The organism is Flavobacterium sp. Sr18 (assembly GCF_011064265.1).
Lineage (GTDB): Bacteria > Bacteroidota > Bacteroidia > Flavobacteriales > Flavobacteriaceae > Flavobacterium > Flavobacterium petrolei.
The window spans coordinates 1675821-1695119 of record NZ_CP049329.1; the positions used below are offsets into that span (position 1 = coordinate 1675821).

The 19299-nt window shown below is 34.1% G+C and carries 12 protein-coding genes and 1 tRNA gene; 4 read left to right on the forward strand and 9 right to left on the reverse strand.

Annotated elements, in window-relative coordinates; translation table 11 throughout:
* Positions 1-6: 6 nt before the first annotated feature.
* The 4 genes from G7A72_RS07415 to rimP all read right to left on the reverse strand — a co-directional run bounded on the left by G7A72_RS07415 (position 7) and on the right by rimP (position 5927).
* A complete protein-coding gene (locus G7A72_RS07415; RefSeq protein ID WP_165152000.1) occupies positions 7-1107 on the reverse strand; it encodes a DUF6563 family protein in 1101 nt (366 codons plus the stop codon).
* Positions 1108-1185: 78 nt separating this feature from the next.
* Positions 1186-4083, reverse strand: coding sequence for a translation initiation factor IF-2 (gene infB / locus G7A72_RS07420; protein ID WP_165152001.1), 2898 nt, complete (start codon positions 4081-4083; stop codon positions 1186-1188).
* A gap of 112 nt (positions 4084-4195) precedes the next feature.
* The gene (gene nusA / locus G7A72_RS07425) at positions 4196-5449 is read right to left on the reverse strand and encodes a transcription termination factor NusA (RefSeq protein WP_165152002.1); all 1254 of its coding nucleotides are present in this window, start codon (positions 5447-5449) and stop codon (positions 4196-4198) included.
* A 13-nt stretch (positions 5450-5462) separates the two neighbouring features.
* Positions 5463-5927: a ribosome assembly cofactor RimP gene (gene rimP, locus G7A72_RS07430; protein WP_165152003.1), complete on the reverse strand. Its 465-nt coding sequence runs from the start codon at positions 5925-5927 to the stop codon at positions 5463-5465.
* 178 nt (positions 5928-6105) lie between these two features.
* Between rimP and G7A72_RS07435 the strand changes: the two genes are divergently transcribed.
* Positions 6106-6930: a universal stress protein gene (locus G7A72_RS07435; protein WP_165152004.1), complete on the forward strand. Its 825-nt coding sequence runs from the start codon at positions 6106-6108 to the stop codon at positions 6928-6930.
* A 119-nt stretch (positions 6931-7049) separates the two neighbouring features.
* On the opposite strand, the gene G7A72_RS07440 is transcribed toward G7A72_RS07435, so the two are convergent.
* Positions 7050-7120, reverse strand: a tRNA-Gln gene (locus tag G7A72_RS07440).
* A gap of 238 nt (positions 7121-7358) precedes the next feature.
* Here G7A72_RS07440 and G7A72_RS07445 point away from each other — a divergent pair.
* Together G7A72_RS07445 and G7A72_RS07450 are read left to right on the forward strand one after the other, a co-directional pair.
* Positions 7359-10640, forward strand: a complete 3282-nt coding sequence (locus G7A72_RS07445; RefSeq protein WP_165152005.1) for a DUF2723 domain-containing protein — start codon at positions 7359-7361, stop codon at positions 10638-10640.
* A 72-nt stretch (positions 10641-10712) separates the two neighbouring features.
* Positions 10713-11354 (forward strand): polysaccharide deacetylase family protein, encoded by a 642-nt coding sequence (locus G7A72_RS07450; RefSeq protein WP_165152006.1) that lies wholly within the window; start codon positions 10713-10715, stop codon positions 11352-11354.
* A 15-nt stretch (positions 11355-11369) separates the two neighbouring features.
* Here the strand turns inward: G7A72_RS07450 and G7A72_RS07455 are convergent, their stop codons facing one another.
* The 3 genes from G7A72_RS07455 to G7A72_RS07465 all read right to left on the reverse strand — a co-directional run bounded on the left by G7A72_RS07455 (position 11370) and on the right by G7A72_RS07465 (position 14692).
* Positions 11370-11666, reverse strand: coding sequence for a co-chaperone YbbN (locus G7A72_RS07455; protein WP_113665000.1), 297 nt, complete (start codon positions 11664-11666; stop codon positions 11370-11372).
* Between the two features lie 72 nt (positions 11667-11738).
* Entirely contained in the window at positions 11739-12974 is a 1236-nt protein-coding gene (locus G7A72_RS07460) for a metallophosphoesterase (RefSeq protein WP_165152007.1), read from the reverse strand.
* A 188-nt stretch (positions 12975-13162) separates the two neighbouring features.
* On the reverse strand, positions 13163-14692 hold the full coding sequence (locus G7A72_RS07465; RefSeq protein ID WP_165152008.1) for a hypothetical protein: 1530 nt from the start codon (positions 14690-14692) through the stop codon (positions 13163-13165).
* A gap of 334 nt (positions 14693-15026) precedes the next feature.
* Between G7A72_RS07465 and polA the strand changes: the two genes are divergently transcribed.
* The gene (gene polA, locus G7A72_RS07470) at positions 15027-17870 is read left to right on the forward strand and encodes a DNA polymerase I (protein ID WP_165152009.1); all 2844 of its coding nucleotides are present in this window, start codon (positions 15027-15029) and stop codon (positions 17868-17870) included.
* A gap of 83 nt (positions 17871-17953) precedes the next feature.
* Here polA and G7A72_RS07475 read toward each other — a convergent pair whose 3' ends face one another.
* Entirely contained in the window at positions 17954-18976 is a 1023-nt protein-coding gene (locus G7A72_RS07475; RefSeq protein WP_165152010.1) for a LacI family DNA-binding transcriptional regulator, read from the reverse strand.
* Between the last annotated feature and the right edge of the window lie 323 nt (positions 18977-19299).

Below are 19299 nucleotides of genomic sequence, written 5' to 3' on the forward strand. Positions count from 1 at the left end.
ACGTTTTTACTGCCCTAGCGTTTGTTGGTAATATTTTTTTAGAATCTCTTTTTTAGCTAGACTGCTTTTGTTACCATCCCTAAACTCTTTTAGAAGTTCCGGATGAGTGGATAACATTACTTTCATCTCACTATTTGATAAAAATGATGGTTGGCCTGTATAACTATCAATTAGCATTGGAATTGAACCATCACTGGTCGAAGCTGCGATTGCAACACCAATCAATCCAAACATAGCACCCATAGCGATGGCATTATTTGAATTATAAATTACATTCTCAATATAATACTTACCACTAATAATTTCCGTCTTGGCATAATACTTTACACTTGCATATTTTGAAACATTGATATAAAAATCTTGTCCATCACTAAATCCATAATAATTTGACTCTTCCGACCGGCTCAATTTGTTAAGTAAATAAAACCGATCTTTTTTATTCGTTATTTCATAATCAGCTATAGATATTGGTTTATCATTTAAAACGTCTGCATAATTAATATAAACACCTCTAGAAGGAACATCTGCTATTGATTTGTTTTTAATACTAATATTATTATCATATAAATTAGCAGTTTTATCTTTCTCACTTGTTTTCATATAATTTGTTAAACATTCCTGTAATACCGTCTTTAATCGTTCATCATGTGTGCCGGTAACATCCATACCGTTACTTTCTGTTGAGGCAGAATAAGAACCCACTACATAATCAACAGTATCTTTAGTTTCTATTACATCAATTGCTACAGTTGCATATCCTGTTTCGGACATTGCACGAGTAAGTTCTGAAACGTACAAATCATTTATTCGGATAGAAATCTTAGATTTACCTCCATCGGACGGACAAATAACTGCGAGATAATCAAAAAATTCAACCGGTAAAGATTTTTCAAAATTAGCCAATACTTTTCTATTAAACCCTCCTTTTTGAACGGTTCCAATATTTTCTTTAAACTGTCTTCCATCATAAACATTTTCAACATAAAAATTAAAACCAACCGCTTTATCTTTTTTATCTTTTAAAGACACTTTATGGAATTCGGTTTTATTTTGAGAAAAAGCAACGGTGCTAACAACAACAAAAAATAATCCAAATAATTTATTCATAAATTTAATTTTTGATACCCTATAAAAATAAAAAAATCCCGACAAAATCGGGATTTTTTTTTATAAAATATTAAAATTCTATTTCAATTTCTTTTTGATTGCTACCTCATGGTACGATTCGATAACATCTCTTTCTTCAATGTCATTGTATCCTTTCACTTGAATACCACAGTCATATCCTTTAGCTACTTCTTTCACGTCATCTTTGAAACGTTTTAACGCTAACAATTCCCCTGTAAAGACAACCACACCATCTCTAATGATTCTCATTTTAGCATTTCTGACAATTTTACCATCCATTACCATACAACCTGCAATTGAACCTACTTTAGAGATTTTGAATATCTCTCTGATCTCAGCAGTACCCAGAATTTCTTCTTTCATTTCAGGAGCTAACATTCCTTCCATTGCATCTTTCAAGTCGTCAATAGCGGCATAAATAATAGAGTAGTAACGAATATCGATTTCCTCTTTGTCTGCTAATTGTCTTGCATTTCCAGCAGGACGAACATTAAATCCAATGATAATTGCATCTGAAGCAGAAGCCAACATTACGTCAGTTTCAGTAATTGCTCCAACACCTTTATGGATAATATTGATTTGAATTTCTTCAGTAGATAATTTAGAGAACGAATCAGACAATGCTTCAACAGAACCATCAACATCACCTTTAAGGATAATGTTCAATTCTTTAAATTGACCCAATGCAATTCTACGTCCAATTTCATCCAATGTAATATGACGTTGTGTACGTACGGATTGTTCACGCATCAATTGAGAACGTTTAGAGGCAATTTGTTTCGCTTCTTTTTCGTCTTCAAAAATATTGAATTTATCACCCGCTGTTGCTGCTCCGTCAAGACCAAGAACTGAAACCGGAGTCGAAGGACCCGCAACAGTTACTATATTCCCTCTTTCATCATGCATGGCTTTGATTTTACCATGATGCTTACCAGCTAACATATAATCTCCAATTTTCAATGTTCCGTTTTGAACTAAAATTGTAGAAACATATCCTTTTCCTTTGTCAAGGAAAGCTTCAACAACAGTTCCGGAAGCTGCCTTATTGGGATTTGCTTTTAAATCTAAAAGCTCCGCTTCTAACAATACTTTTTCTAGTAATTCTTTCACTCCTGTTCCCACTTTCGCAGAAATATCATGTGATTGAATTTTTCCACCCCAATCTTCAACAAGTAAATTCATACCTGCTAATCTTTCTTTTACTTTTTCAGGATTAGCATTTGGCTTATCAATTTTATTTATAGCAAATATGATAGGAACTCCGGCTGCTTGAGCATGGCTAATTGCCTCTTTAGTTTGCGGCATGATGTCATCATCAGCAGCAATCACAATAATAGCAATATCGGTAACTTGAGCACCACGCGCACGCATCGCAGTAAATGCCTCGTGACCCGGTGTATCTAAGAATGCAATTTTTTGTCCGTTATCCAAAGTTACTCCGTAGGCACCAATATGCTGTGTAATTCCTCCAGACTCTCCTGCGATTACGTTTTCTTTACGTATGTAATCCAGTAACGATGTTTTACCGTGATCGACGTGACCCATTACGGTTACAATTGGCGCTCTAAAAACTAAATCTTCTTCTCTGTCTTCTACAACCTGAATTGCTTCTTCGATATCAACAGTGATAAATTCAACTTCATAACCAAATTCGTCAGCAACAATAGTCAACGTTTCCGCATCAAGACGTTGGTTCATGGTAACCATGATTCCAAGCGACATACATGTACCAATAACTTTAGTAATTGGCACATCCATCATGATTGCAATTTCACCAACTGTTACAAATTCAGTAACCTTAATAGTTTTACTTCCTTCGTCAATAGCTCTTTGCTCATCATCAGATTTCTGACGGTGCGTATCTCTTTTATCTCTTCTATATTTAGCCGCTTTAGATTTACCACCTTTACCTTGCAGTTTCTCTAAAGTCTCTCTAATTTGATTTTTAACTTCCTCTTCTGTAGGCTCAACTTTTGCAACAATAGCAGGTCTGTTTCCTTTTACAAAACCAGGTCTTGAACTTCTGTTAGCATTGAATCCTCCGCCACCTACATTAGGTGTAATCTTGTTAGGATTTGGCGCACCCGGAACTCCTGGTGTTGCAGGCGGTCTAGGAGCACCTGGTTTAGGAGCAATCCTTTTACGCTTGTTTTTATTTGCATTGGCAGCAGCTGAACCTGGAGCACCCGGTTTATTCGGAGTGATTTTTGGTTCTTCTTTTTTCTTTTTCGGTTTGTTAAATTGAGATAAATCAATTATTTGACCTGTTAAAGTAGTCCCCGATAGTTTTTGATATTGCGTCGTGATGGTTTCATCAACAGGCGCTTCATCAGCTTTAACCGCTTCTACTTTTTCAACTACTTTTGGCTCAGCAGGAACTTCTTTCGGAGCCTCTACTTTAACCTCTTTTATCCCAACAACAGGTTTTACCTCTTTCTTGTCTGAAACAACTTTTTCTTCCAAAGGTTTTTCTAGTGACGGTTTTTCTGCTGAAACTTCTTTTTGTACTGGTTTTACCTCAGGTACTTTAACAACTGGAGTCTCCACTTTTTCAACAGCTTTCACAGAAGGGACAATGGAAGGTTTTTTTGGATTAAGATCAATCTTACCCACTTGAACAGGTCCTGCTATAACCGCTCTCGCTTTTATAACCTCTTGCTGTTTAAGACGCTCTTCATCAATCTTACGTTTGTCTTCGATTTCTTTCTCTCGTTCTAAACGCAACGCTTCTTTTTCTTTTCTTTTCTCTTCCCCTACTTCTTTAGAAGCCTCCTTATTCCCTTTGTCACCTGCAAACTGACCGCACAAGACATTGTATATATCATCAGAAATTTTTGCGTTTGGATTTGCTTCAATAGCAATCCCCTTATCTTTTAGATAATCCACAGCTCTTTCTAAAGAAATATTCAATTCCCTTAAAACTTTGTTTATTCTAATAATTCTCTCTTCAGACATAAAACCTTTTTATTATTACCTTTTTTGTTATTCCTCACTTTACTCCCAACTCGATACCTACCGAGCAAGAATTAATTGTAAAGTGGCATGTTTATCGTTGAAGACACTTTGACTAACTGTCAAATTCTTCTTTCAATATTCTCATTACATCTAGAATCGTTTCCTCTTCCAGGTCTGTTCTTCTTACTAAATCTTCTACATCTTGTTTCAAGATACTTTTTGCCGTATCCAAACCAATTTTTGCAAACTCTTCAATAACCCAGTCTTCAATTTCATCTGAAAACTCAGTCAATTCAACATCATCCTCATCAGCTGTAGCACCTGCAACATCTCCTTCACGAATAACGTCTAGCTCATAACCAGTCAATAAACCTGCTAATTTAATGTTGTGCCCACCACGACCAATAGCTTTAGAAACTTCTTCAAGTTTCAAGAAAACTTCCGCTCTTTTTGTCTCTTCATTTATTTTAATAGAAGACACTTTTGCAGGACTTAAAGCTCTTGTGATAAACAACTGCATGTTACTTGTATAATTGATAACATCAATATTTTCATTTCCTAATTCACGAACTATTCCGTGAATACGAGACCCTTTCATACCTACACAAGCTCCTACAGGATCAATTCTGTCGTCATAAGAATCTACGGCTACTTTTGCTTTTTCACCTGGTATTCTTACCACTTTTTTAACCATAATTAAACCGTCAAACACTTCTGGAATTTCTTGTTCAAATAATTTCTCTAAAAACTTCTCAGAAGTTCTAGACATAATAATTTGAGGTTTATTTCCTTTTAATTCAACGCTTTCTATTATTCCTCTAACATTATCCCCTTTACGGAAAAAGTCAGAAGGTATTTGTTTTTCTTTTGGTAAAATAATTTCATTTCCTTCATCATCAACTAAAATCACAACTCTTGGACGCACATGGTGCACTTCAGCAGTATAGATATCGCCTATTAAATCTTTAAATTGTTTGTAAAGATTCGTATTATCATGTTCATGAATTTTAGAAATCAAATTCTGACGTAAAGCTAAAATTGCTCTTCTCCCTAAATCAATTAATTTTACTTCTTCGGAAACTTCTTCACCAATTTCAAAATCAGGCTCTATTTTTCTAGCTTCAGTCAATGTAATTTCAAGATGATCAAAATCTAAGTCCTCATCCGCAACGATTACTCTTCTTTGCCATATCTCCATATCTCCTTTATCAGGATTTATAATGATATCGAAATTATCATCTGAACCGTATTTTTTCTTCAATGCATTTCTAAATACATCTTCCAAAATTGCCATAAGCGTTACACGATCAATAAGTTTATCATCTTTAAACTCTGAGAATGAATCGATTAATGCTAAATTTTCCATGCGAATTCTTTAATTAAAATGTTACTGTAACAATTGCTTCTTTTATGTCTGCGTAAGGTAGTTTAAGTTCCTTTTGAACTGTTTCTTTCCCTTTCCCTATCTTTTTAGGCTCTCTTGCTTTCCAAGACAAAATTACAAAATCATCATTAGCATCCACTAATTCTGCTTCAATTATTTCTGCCCCAGTCTTTACAATCAATGTTCGTCCTATATTTTTCTTATACTGTCTTACTAATTTCAATGGAGACCCAACACCTACCGAAGCTACTTCAAGAGAATAATCTTGTTCCTCTCGGTCCAGGTCATTATCTATAAATCGGCTTACATCAATACAATCCTGCAGCGCCACCCCATTATCCCCGTCTAAAGTTACAATAACCTTGAAAGCATCAGTAATAACTAGGTCTATCAAAAAAATTGATGGCTTTTCTAAAAGGCATTCTGCCAACAACGTATTTACTTTTTCTTTAAATGTCATATTTTTATAAAAAGAGGGGACATTTAGTCCCCTCATTATCTAGATTTTAATAAATAACCGTGCAAAGATAGTCTTTTTTTTTATAATTTAAAATAATCAGTTGCTGTTAAAATATTTCTTATCTTTATTAGACAATTTAAAAGACCCTTTTTCCTATAATTTTAAACCATCCTAAATTATGAAACGAATTTTAGTTCCAACTGATTTTTCTAAACATGCTGAAGACGCTCTGAAAGCAGCCGCGCAAATTGCTAAAAAAAATGGGGCAGAGATATTTCTGCTTCATCTACTAGAACTGCCCAATCAAATGAATGATGCAGTAACAAATGGCAGCAGTATTCCCGAGGTCATGCTTTTTATAAAAAAAGCGAATGAAAAACTTCAAAAAATCAAGGAAGAGCCACACTTACAAGGAATCACCATTACTACCACAGTTCAATTTGAAAAAGCTTTTGATGGTATATTATCATTCAATAAAAAAAACAAAATAGACTTAATAGTCATGGGATCACATGGCTCCTCAGGCATCGAAGAAATCCTCATTGGATCTAACACAGAAAAAGTAGTACGCCTTTCAGACATCCCTGTATTAGTCATCAAAAAGAACTTAGATACATTTAACATTAAAAACATTGTATTTGCATCTGATTTTTCGACAGAAATCAAAAAACCTTTTCTGAAAATGATTGAGTTTGCAAAAATATTTGATGCAAATTTAATTTTAGTCATGATTTGCACACCCAACAGTTTTAAAACAACATCAATGGGCGAGAAGACCATGAAGAATTTTATTGCAGATTTTGAAGTCAAAAACTACTCCATGCAAATTTATAACGATTCCAATATTGAAACAGGCATTCTAAACTTCAGCAATACGGTAGACGCTGATTTAATTGGTTTATGCACCCATGGAAGAACTGGATTATCCCATTTTTTTAATGGAAGCATCAGTGAAGATTTAGTAAATCACGCAATAAAACCTGTAATAACTTTCAAAATTTAATTTACAAATATTTAAACCGTGCCGTTAATATCGAAAATTGAAAAAGGGACACGATTCTATTAATTAATTACCTTAGCAAAAAGGCATAAAAAAACCCCTCATATGTGAGGGGTTTTCTGTTGGTCTACAAGGACTCGAACCTTGAAAGACTGCACCAAAAACAGTTGTGTTACCATTACACCATAGACCAGCATTGCTGCTAAGCGAGTGCAAATTTAAAATAAATTTTAGTTTGCACAAACTTTTTTGGCATTTTTATCAAAAAAAATTCGCCTTAAATTGAATTTAATTCAAGCAAACAACAAAAAGCCTTTATAATCAACATGTTATTGAATCGCATTACTTTTCCAGAAAATAGTGTTAATGCTATGGAGGTTAAACAAAAAAACATTTTCTTTGTGACTTACAATTAAAATAAACTTTAGTACATGGATAAAGCAGCATTCAATTTTAATAAATGGAATACAATTATTGGTTGGCTTACATTTGGAATCGCATTATTAACCTATACATTAACAGTTGAACCCACAATGAGTTTCTGGGATTGCGGTGAATATATTGCCACAGCAGCAAAATTAGAAGTTGGCCATCCGCCTGGAGCTCCATTATACCAAATGATTGGTGCTTTTTTCGCCATGTTTGCCACGGACGATACTAAAATTGCCTTAATGGTAAATATGATGTCAGTATTCTCAAGTGCATTTACCATTTTGTTTTTATTCTGGTCATCTTCAATGATATTAAAAAAATTAATTTCTCGATTTTCAGAATCAAATAAGAATAATGAGATTGTAATATTAGGAAGTTCATTTGTAGGTGCTTTAGCGTATACTTTCTCTGATAGTTTTTGGTATAATGCAGTTGAGGCAGAAGTTTATGCCATGGCTTCCTTATTTATTGCTTTATTATTTTGGCTGGGATTACGCTGGGAAAAGGACATGAATAAACCAAGAGGAAACAAATGGTTATTAATCATTTCCCTTGTTGTTGGACTTTCGTTTGGAGTTCACTTCATGGCTTTGTTAACTATTCCTGCCATAGGTTTCTTGTACTTTTTCAAAAACTATAAAGCTGTTACCATCAAAAGCTTTCTGCTTGCAAATGTAATCGTAATCGCTATTTTACTTTTTATATTCAAACTACTCCTTCCTATGACTATGGGATTCTTTGGTAAAACCGAAGTATTTATGGTGAATAGCTTAGGATTACCGTTTGACTCCGGAACTATATTTGTTACTGTTTTGCTGGCAGCTTTGTTTTATTTTGGTTTAAAATACACGAATAACAAGGGCTTGGCAACATACAACACTTTAATATTATGTGTTCTTTTTATCCTAATCGGATTTTCTACATGGACCATGTTGCCTATACGTGCTAACGCCAATACTGTAATCAATGAAAACAAACCTTCTGATGCACGCGAAGTACTTGCGTACTATAACAGAGAACAATACGGTGTAAATCCTTTGTTTTATGGTCCTCAATACACAGAAGCTTTTTCAGGTTTAGACGAAGACAATCCTTATTTGGATAAAGCACCCAATTACGAAAGAGATTACAAAACAGGCAAATATGTTATTGTAAATAATTTCAAGAATGCGGAGCAAAATACGGATGACAATCACAAAACTATTTTACCACGAATGTGGAGTGGTGATCATATTGAAAATTATATGAATTTCACGAATCCGCCACAATTTAGGTTAAATCCTAATTATCCTTATGAAGACGATCTTGCGAAGTACGGAATTGACCCGAGTCAGCTAAGCGAGGAAGATTATAATAAAGCAATTGCACAACTGAAAAATGAAACCGAAAAAATCATAAATGAGTTCAGACAAGCTTATGCTCAAAATCAAATTGACAATGAAGGTTATGTAAAGTTTCTAAAAAGTTACGGTGATTATTTATTGGTTGACAAACCAACAACTGCTGACAATCTTGGTTTTATGGTTGAATACCAATTTGGTTATATGTATTGGAGGTATTTAATGTGGAATTTTGTTGGCCGTCAAAATGACGTTCAAGGGAGATACGATTACCTGGACGGAAACTGGCTCAGCGGAATATCCTTTATAGACGAACTGCATTTAGGAAGTCAAGACAACCTCCCTACGGATGTGGTGAATAATAAAGGAAGAAATGTATATTTCTTTTTACCATTTATCCTTGGTTTGATTGGTATAATGTATCATGCCAATAAAGATTTAAAAAGTTTCTACGTATTACTGGCTTTATTTCTTTTTACGGGAATAGCACTGAAAATATACTTAAATGAAAGACCTTTCGAACCTAGAGAAAGAGATTATGCATTAGTCGGCTCTTTTTATGTGTTTGCCATCTGGATTGGTTTTGGAGTTTATGCTTTATATGAAAGCGTACAAAAATATCTTGCCCCAAGAATTGCCGGACCAATAATTATTACAGCAAGTTTACTGGCAGCTCCGGTTCTTATGGCAGCTCAAAACTGGGATGATCACGATCGCTCCGGAAAATCTACCGCTGTAGCAATGGCCAAAGCTTACCTTACTTCTTGCGATCCAAATGCTATTCTATTTACAATTGGGGATAACGATACCTTCCCACTTTGGTACGCCCAAGAAATTGAAAAAGTAAGAACAGATGTCAAAATCGTAAATACTAGTTTATTCATGACGGATTGGTATATCGATCAAATGAAAACGAAAACATACGAATCTGACCCATTGCCTATTTCATTTACACACGATCAATACGTGGGTGATAAATTGGATTATGTGGCTCACATTCCAAAAGTAGAAACCCGTTGGGAAATAAAAGATTTTATCAATTTTATTAAAAATCCAAAATCAACGGTTGAAATGCAAAACGGACAAACTATTCATTTTTATCCTACCAATAAAATCAGAATTCCGGTTGACAAAAACACCATTATTCAAAACAAAGTTGTTTCGGCTAAATACAACGATTCTATAGTTCCTTATATTGATTTGGATATCAGTAAAAATGCATTGTACAAAAACAGATTAATGATGCTGGATATTGTTGCCAATAATAACTGGAAACGACCTATTTATTTCAGCGGAGGCGCATTTGATAACGAAGATTATATCTGGATGAAAGAGTACCTTCAACTGGAAGGTATGGTATACAAATTAGTCCCTATTAAAACAACTATCCCTAAAGATGGTGGTCCTCTTGAAATGGGACAAATAGACTCTGATAAAATGTATGCTAAAGTTATGAAATGGGATTGGGGCAACAGCGAAAGTAGTACTATTTATCATGATCCTGAAACCCGTAAAAACAGCATAACGTACAGAAGTAACCTTTCAAGATTGATGAATCAGTTGATCATTGAAGGCAAAAAAGACAAGGCAAAAAATATTATCGATTTAGCGATGACAAAAATGCCTTTGGAATATTTTGGCTATTATTCATTAGTAGAACCTTTTGCTGACGGTTATTACAAAATTGGCGACAAAGTGAAAGCGCAACAATTACTAAATAAGCTGGTAAATAAGTATCATGAGAACCTAAACTATTATGGCAATCTTAAATCATCTGAACAAAGTAGTATTGCCATTCCTATCATCACTGATATTGAGCGCTACAGAAGCCTTTTGCAAGTCATGAAAGAAAATGGAGATACTAATTTTTACAATAAACATAAAATTACATTCAACACATACATTAAAATGTTTGAACGTTTTGAACGAGAAAAAGAGTAATCTTGAATAGCAATTAGAAAAGGTAGCGACGTTGAAAAATGTCGCTATTTTTTTTACTTTTAAAACTAAAAAATGAAATTTTACTGGATTAAAACGAATTGGTTTATCAAAAAAATATTTTCTAATTATACTTGGGATGTTTCCAATACAGGAAAAACGGTCTATCTCACATTCGATGACGGACCTATTCCTGTGGTGACTGAATGGGTCTTGGGAGAACTAAAAAAATACAACTTTAAAGCTACTTTTTTTAGTATTGGAGATAATATCACTAAGCATCCCGAAATATTCAAAAAAGTAGTTAGCGAAGGGCATTCCATAGGAAATCATACTTTTAACCATTTAAATGGCTGGAATAATTCTACTGAAGATTATATTGAAAACGTTGCACGATGCGAAGAAGCGGTTAGCAAAAACATAAATCAAACTCTAAAGTCCAGACTATTTCGTCCTCCTTACGGCAAAATAAAAACGGCTCAATCTAAAGCGATTCAGAACTTGGACTATAAAATAATTATGTGGGATGTGCTGAGCGCTGATTTTGATACCACAATATCTAAAGAGAAATGTTTAGATAATGTGTTGTCAAATGTTAAACCGGGAAGTATCATTGTTTTTCACGACAGCGTAAAAGCATTCAAAAATCTTGAATACGTGTTGCCAAAAACATTGGATTTTTTAAAAGAAAATAATTTTAATTGTGATGTTTTGTGAAATCCAAAACCAATTTTACAATTGCTCCTGAACGATTCCAATAAGGGTATTAGCATCTAATTCTCCAGATTGTCTCCAAATCATTTGACCTTGTTTGTAAATCATCAATGTAGGCAAACCTTTGATTCGTAAAGCATCCGCCAATTCTTGATTTTTATCCACATCAATTTTAATCACTTTGGCTTTATCGCCAAGAGCAGCGGCTACATCTCTGATAACAGGATGCATTGAAACGGAAGATTCGTTCCATTCTGTGTAAAAATCAAGTAGCACAGGTACTTGAGTATTTATAAGTTCTCCAAATTTTGACATAAAACCAAAAATTTAATTTTTAAATTCACTAAAAAGAGATATTTATTTTACAAATGTAGCATTTTTAACGTATTATGCCACATTAGTTCCCTTTTTTAGTTCAATGACCGTTATTTCCGGCATAATTCCTACTCTACCAGGATAGGCATGAAAACCAAATCCTCTGTTTACATAAACGTATCGCCCTAGATTTTCGTACAAACCAGCCCATTGTTTGTAAACATACTGTGCCAGACTCCATTTGAAATATCCTGGAATTTCAATTCCAAATTGCATTCCGTGTGTATGACCCGAAAGCGTGAGGTGATAATGCTTCTCATCATGTTGCACAACGTGTTCCCAATGCGATGGATCATGACTCATCAGAATCTTAAAATCTTCTTTCTTTAAAGGTCCCGCAGCTTTGTTCAAATCTCCAGCCTGTTTGAAGTTATGTCCCCAATTTTCTACACCAACCAATGCTATTTTGGCATCTCCTTTTTCGATAAATGTATGTTCATTCAACAATAAATTGAAACCAATTTCGCCATACAAACTTTTTATAGCTTTGAAATTATCCTCTTTTGCAGCTTCTGATGGCCAAGTTACATATTCGCCATAATCGTGATTCCCCAAAACGGAATATTTGCCATATTCGTGTTTTTTAATTCTATTGAACGTTTCTATCCAAGGATGCATTTCCTTAGCATCTGTATTCACGATATCACCAGTGAACAAAATCAAATCGGAATTTTGCTCATTAACCAAATCAATCGCGTAATTAATTTTTTCAGGATTATCAAAACTGCCACTATGAACATCTGATATTTGAGTAATCGTAAAACCATCAAAAGCTTCCGGTAAATCAGGAAAAAAAATACGCTGTTTGATTACTTTATAATTGTATTTCCCAACGGTTACTCCATAAATTAAAGATAAAAAAGGAACTGCCGCTAACCCCAACCCTACTTGACTGATAAACTTTCGTCTGGAATTAAGAAAATCTGTGCTTTTGTCATAATCTATAAAATAATTCACGGTCCCTGCACCCAATCTAAAAATGTCTTCCCCCATTAAAACTAGAGTCAAAATTAATTTTGGAACGTAAACAATCAGCAGCAAACCCATGACAACCATCATGTGTTGGGTTTGGCCAACGCTTCGGTCAAATTGCATTATCGAATAAACAATATATATTAAGACTACAATGCTAATAAGCTGAATGGAATACAAAATTGGCTTTGATTTTATCAAAGTTTTTAATACCTGAAAAGTATAAAGCTCAATAATAAGAAGGATTAGGCACAAGAATACGATACGAAAGATCATTTTAATCAAATTTTAGACAAAATAACAAAAGAATTAACCAAAATGTTTTTTTATTAGTTAAAATTTAACGGTTGATTAAAGCTAAAGAACAGCTAAAATTCGAAAAAGTGAAATGTAAATAAAAACCGCACTATATAGTTTTAAATAATGCGGTTTTTAGTAAGTTGTAAATTGATTTTTTATTGTTTTTAATTCATCGATATATTTAAAGAGTAAACGTCTATACTAATTTTAGGAGATGTGGGATTTGTAATTCTCTTTAAATAAATTTCAACTGATTCATTCGTATTTAACTGTACTGTTCCCGAAATCGGAAAAGACTGTACAAATCCGCTATTGGTGTCGATAAAAGTTTCAGTTGCCTGAAGCGGAGTTACCGTTGTTCCATTTGTTCCAATTTTAACTAAATAAAAAACATAATTAGTGTTACCTGTTGCCCCTGATGATTCCTTAAAAGATACAGATGCGTTTACATTAAAAATCCTGCCTTTTTTACCTAAGTACGTCAATCTTCCTGTCGAATTGGCTGCCACTCTATAAAGATTACTCGAAGCTGTTGCATTTGTAATAACCTTATAATCTTGACTTACGTTTGTGGCGGTTGTTCGAGAAGATGATGTATTATTCGAATCATATAAATTACCCGTTGCAAACGAATCTCCTTCGGTTGGAATTCCTGCACAACGTACATTCCAACTGTTATTAAAATTATAACCTGCATAACTCCCAACTGTATAAGGTTTTACATAAGCCCCTGCACCCGAAACCGCCCCTGTAAAAACTACTGACTCCATAACAGCATCTCCTGTAATAGTAGGATCTGAAAATACATCAAAACCAATATTCGTTCCTGTAACTTCACTAAATCCTCCTTGTTTGGCCACTTGTCCAAATGTACCAACAATCTTTTCATAAGTACCAGAATTACCAAGAGGTAAAGCACCCCCAAACCATCCTGCATTGTTAATCAACAACTTTTCAATATTCTCATAAATAATTCCATTTGAATTGCCGACATATTGTATAATACTCACAAATACCAGCGAAAAGCCTTTGATAAGACCTACATTAGCCGAATTTGCGATAATACCATCTCTTAAAATTAAATTTTGAGTACCTACTGCTGTAATATTAAAAACATTTCCGCCTGATGCCACTAAAGTCAATACCCTAACTGACCCACCTGTTGTTCCCGTAAAAAGATCTCCACTAACTTTAACTAATTTATCCTCTCCAGAGTCCAAACCAGCAATGTAAGCATTATTCAATTCAATTGGTAAATCTAGTATCACAGCCCCATTTATCTCATACAAAGTTCCTGGGTCTAATTTATATGTGATATTACCACCTAAGGTCTTCTCCGCTGCCAAAACAGTAGCCAGAACATCTGTAGATTTTATACGTTTAAATTTAAGTCTGCCATTCGCGTCACTACTCATTCTGTTCCATGATACTGTAGTACTATTGTAATGATAAAAAGATTTCAAATCCGTATCGTACACGATCAACCCATCGGCAGGAGTCACAATAGCTGTTCTCTGCGATGTAGTCATTCTTGGCGTAAGCATTCCCTGATTGGTTGATGACACATCCAAAACAGAACTAGCATGTGGAGTTACGGTTCCAATACCAACTTGGGCTGACATATTTGTTGTCATCGTTATCAAAAATAACAAACAGGCTTGTAATACCTTTTTAGCAAAGTAATGTTTTTTCATAACAAATTTATTATGTTAATATCAAAAATAAAATTAAAAATTTTTATTAAAAATACCGACCAAAGGTAAATATAATCGACTAAATGCATGTTATTTTATTAAAATATAATATAAAAGTTACAAAAATTGATTTAACTATTTTACCCTAATAACTATTCATATTAATTTCTCTCTCTGTCATTTTTACATTAAAATTACATTTTCTATTAGTTATTTTGAGTATTATTTTATGAACAGAGACACTTTTAAATAGAATTTTTTACAAATCCTGCAATCCTACACTCCTTTATATAACAAGTTTTGTACTTTTGAAAACTTTACAAAATCACAATTCATGTCACAACAAAAACGCCTGTTCCTTCTAGATGCCTACGCCTTAATCTTCAGAGGTTATTATGCTTTTATAAAAAATCCAAGAATCAACTCAAAAGGAATGGATACATCAGCCATTATGGGCTTTATGAATTCCTTAATGGATGTAATCAAAAGGGAAAAACCAGACCATTTAGCCGTAGCATTTGACAATGGCGGAAGTCAACTTAGAAACGACATATTTCCAGAATACAAAGCCCATCGTGATGCCACTCCCGAAGCGATCAAAATTGCTATTCCGTACATTCAAGATTTACTGAAAGCCATGCATATTCCTATCATTGAGGTAAAAGGCTATGAAGCTGACGATTTAATTGGGACTATTGCAAAACAAGCTGAAAAACAGAATTACAAAGTCTTTATGGTTACCCCTGATAAAGATTTTGCACAACTCGTTTCTGAAAATATTTTCATGTACAAACCCGCCCGAATGGGGAATGGAATTGAAATTTGGGGAATTCCAGAGGTTTTGGCAAAATTTGAAATCGAAAGACCAGACCAAGTAATTGACTTTCTTGGAATGATGGGTGACGCTGCCGATAATATTCCAGGACTTCCTGGCGTAGGCGAAGTAACGGCTAAGAAACTGTTGAAAGAATTTGGAACCATGGAAAACCTTTTAGCAAATACCGACAAGCTGAAAGGAAAAATGAAAGAGAACATTGAAGCAAACAGGGAAAAAGGGTTATTATCCAAAACTTTAGCAACCATTTTACTGGACTGTCCCGTTATTTTTGATGAAGCCGATTATGAATTATCAACTCCAGATGTCGAGAAAACGGATGCGCTATTCAATGAATTAGAATTCCGTAGAATGGCGGAACAATTTGATGCCATATTCAAAAAAGGGGGAAGTGCAACCGCCACCAGCAATCCAGTTGACGAAACTAAACTGTATAAAAAACCGCAACCAAAAAACGAAGAGCAGTTCGACCTTTTTGGAAGTGCCATCCAAGATGATTCTTCGGAGGAAACCCGTCATCAATACTACAATTCATTAGAAAATACCGAACATTCTTATCAGATTATTCAAGGTGATTTAGGTTTAAAATTGCTGTTGCAAAATTTACAAAAACAAACTTCAGTGTGCTTTGATACGGAGACTACCGGACTTGATGCCTTACACGCAGAATTGGTTGGGATATCTTTCTCTTACGAAAAAGGAAAAGGATTCTATGTTCCATTTCCAGAAAATCAAGAGGAAGCACAGACTTTAATTGGGAAATTCGTTCCTTTTTTCGAAAATGAAAGCATTGAGAAAATTGGTCAGAATTTAAAATACGATTTAAAGATTCTTTCTAATTACAATGTTAATGTGAAAGGAAAATTATTCGATACGATGATTGCCCATTATCTGATCAATCCGGATATGCGTCATAATATGGATATTTTATCAGAAACGTATTTGAAATATTCGCCTCAATCCATTGAAACTTTAATTGGGAAAAAAGGAAAAAATCAAAAATCAATGCGTGATGTTGAACTAGAGGAAATCAAAGAATATGCTGTTGAAGACGCCGATGTAACCTTGCAACTAAAGGAAATATTCACCTTAGAATTGGATAAAACTGGAACCAAAAAACTTTTTGAGGAAATCGAAATTCCATTAGTAAAAGTTCTGGCTGATATGGAAAAAGAAGGAATTCGTGTGGATGTAGATTTCTTAAAATCACTGTCGAAAACATTAGCCGATGACATTAAAATATTAGAAGCAAACATATTTGAAACTGCCGGAGAGAAATTCAACCTGGCTTCCCCGAAACAGTTAGGTGATGTTTTATTCGATAAATTAAAAATTGGAGGTGTAAAACAAAAGAAAACTAAAACCGGTCAATATGCAACGGGAGAGGAAATCTTAAGTTATTTAGCCGCCGAAAACCCAATTGTGAAAGACATTCTGGATTGGAGACAATTGGTGAAATTACAAAACACTTATGTTGAGGCTTTACCGAATCAGGTTGACAAAATCACAAATCGCATTCACACCGACTATATGCAAACCGTTGCAGCAACTGGTCGTTTGAGTTCGAATAATCCCAACTTACAAAACATTCCGATTCGCACGGAACGTGGAAGACAGATTAGAAAAGCATTCGTTGCCCGAGATGTGAACTACACTCTAGTCTCTGCCGATTATTCTCAAATAGAATTACGTGTAATAGCTGCATTAAGTGGGGAAGAAAACATGATTAAGGCATTCCAAAATCATGAAGACATTCACAAATCTACCGCTTCAAAAGTATTTAATGTTCCGCTGGAAGAAGTGACTCGCGAGCAACGAAGTCATGCCAAAACGGTAAATTTTGGAATTATATACGGGGTTTCGGCTTTTGGATTGAGTAATCAAACTAACTTATCCCGCAAAGAAAGCGCTGATTTAATTGAGGCGTATTATCAAACTTATCCAAGATTAAAATCCTACATTCAGGAACAAATAGATTTTGCTAGAGAGAACGGTTATGTACAAACCATCCTAGGGCGTCGTCGTTATTTGAAAGATATTAATTCGCAAAATGCCATTGTTCGTGGCGGTGCAGAACGAAATGCGGTAAATGCACCAATTCAAGGAAGTGCTGCCGATATCATCAAAATTGCGATGATTAACATTCATGAAAAACTAACATCCGAAAACTGGAAAAGTAAAATGCTACTTCAGGTTCACGATGAGCTTGTGTTTGACGTACATAATGATGAACTCGAAAAAATTAAACCGATGATCAAACATGAAATGGAACATGCTTTCAAATTAGATGTTCCGCTGGATGTTGATTTAGGAGCAGGAAAAGATTGGTTGGAAGCGCATTAAATATCTTCCATAATACTTAAAAAAAAATCTCTAATCATTCAAAAACGATTAGAGATTTTTTTATAGTTATATTAAATGAGTTGCTACAAATTTCTTGTTGACTCTCTTTCTTTCAATTTCGTCTTGATTACAACGGTTTCATAAGGAACGTGCTCTTCTTTAGATTCTAATCTATCAATAAGTAATTTAGCAGCCACCTCTCCTATTTCTATCCCGTGCTGACTTACCGTAGTTAAACTAGGAGACAATCTGCGGGAAGCAAGAATTCCGTCAGCGAATCCTATAATAGAAATATCTTCTGGAACTTTAAATCCTTTTTTGAGTGCTATACGCAAAGCGGCTACTGAATCATTCTCTTCTAAAGCAAAGATTCCGTCTATTTTGTTTTCAAAAACTTTCTCAATTTTATCTTTTAAATCATCTTCTGAATCCGTTCTTAAAATGATATCGTTATTTACCGAGATATTATTATTTTCTAAAGCTTTCAAATACCCTTCAGCTCTTAACTTCCCTACACTCAAATTATCAATAGAGGATAATAAAGCGATATTCTTACATCCTAAATCAATTAAATGTTGGGTCGAATTTAAAGCGGAGTCAAAATCATCTACAATTACTTTGTCACAATCAACGCCGTCTGCAATTCGATCAAACATAACAATGGGAGTTCCATCATTAATGATTGCAGAAAAATGCTCGTAATCATGATTTTTTTGTGCTTCTTCAGAGACCGAAACAATAAATCCATCAATGGTTCCATTGCTTAACATTTCCAGCGTATGAGCTTCTTTTTCTGCTGATTCGTTAGAGATACACATAATAACATTGTATCCTTTTTCATCAGCGATTTTCTCAATACCACTAAATACTTTTGCAAAAAAGGAATTCAGAATATTTGGAATAATAACGCCAATCGTTTTGGTTTTTCTATTTTTAAGGTTAAGACCTATTACATTAGGCTTATAATTTTTAAGCTTCGCATATTCTTTAATTTTAACCTTTGTCTGCTCGCTAATCTCCGGACTATCGTTCAACGCTTTTGAAACTGTAGAAACAGAAACATTCAGTTCTTTAGCGATTTGTTTTAAAGTTGCTTTAGCTTTCATAAGGACATATTTGGAGTAATTTTAATAATAAAAAAGTAACAAGATATGAATAAATAGATTATTACCCACTTAAATGACAAAAATAGCCAATAAAATGTAAAATTTGCTGCTGTAAATTAGAAATATACAATAAAATTAAATCAAAATGACAGCACATTGGATTCAACTCAGGCAGAAGTGAGAAACACAAATTCAATCTTAGAATATAATTTTAAATATACATTTGATTATCAGAGTAAAAACGAGAAAAAAATATTCATTTAAGGTATTTGTATTTAAAATAATTAATTGTACTTTTGCAACCCCTTTATTGGGGATGGAAT

Bases quoted from the DNA above. Each gene is read 5' to 3' on its own strand.
- G7A72_RS07455 (WP_113665000.1), bottom strand. From the start codon at position 11,666: ATGTCAAAATTTGGAGAACTTATAAATACTCAAGTACCTGTGCTACTT.
- G7A72_RS07460 (WP_165152007.1), bottom strand. From the start codon at position 12,974: ATGATCTTTCGTATCGTATTCTTGTGCCTAATCCTTCTTATTATTGAG.
- G7A72_RS07415 (WP_165152000.1), bottom strand. From the start codon at position 1,107: ATGAATAAATTATTTGGATTATTTTTTGTTGTTGTTAGCACCGTTGCT.
- infB (WP_165152001.1), bottom strand. From the start codon at position 4,083: ATGTCTGAAGAGAGAATTATTAGAATAAACAAAGTTTTAAGGGAATTG.
- G7A72_RS07450 (WP_165152006.1), top strand. From the start codon at position 10,713: ATGAAATTTTACTGGATTAAAACGAATTGGTTTATCAAAAAAATATTT.
- polA (WP_165152009.1), top strand. From the start codon at position 15,027: ATGTCACAACAAAAACGCCTGTTCCTTCTAGATGCCTACGCCTTAATC.
- G7A72_RS07465 (WP_165152008.1), bottom strand. From the start codon at position 14,692: ATGAAAAAACATTACTTTGCTAAAAAGGTATTACAAGCCTGTTTGTTA.
- G7A72_RS07475 (WP_165152010.1), bottom strand. From the start codon at position 18,976: ATGAAAGCTAAAGCAACTTTAAAACAAATCGCTAAAGAACTGAATGTT.
- nusA (WP_165152002.1), bottom strand. From the start codon at position 5,449: ATGGAAAATTTAGCATTAATCGATTCATTCTCAGAGTTTAAAGATGAT.
- G7A72_RS07435 (WP_165152004.1), top strand. From the start codon at position 6,106: ATGAAACGAATTTTAGTTCCAACTGATTTTTCTAAACATGCTGAAGAC.
- rimP (WP_165152003.1), bottom strand. From the start codon at position 5,927: ATGACATTTAAAGAAAAAGTAAATACGTTGTTGGCAGAATGCCTTTTA.
- G7A72_RS07445 (WP_165152005.1), top strand. From the start codon at position 7,359: ATGGATAAAGCAGCATTCAATTTTAATAAATGGAATACAATTATTGGT.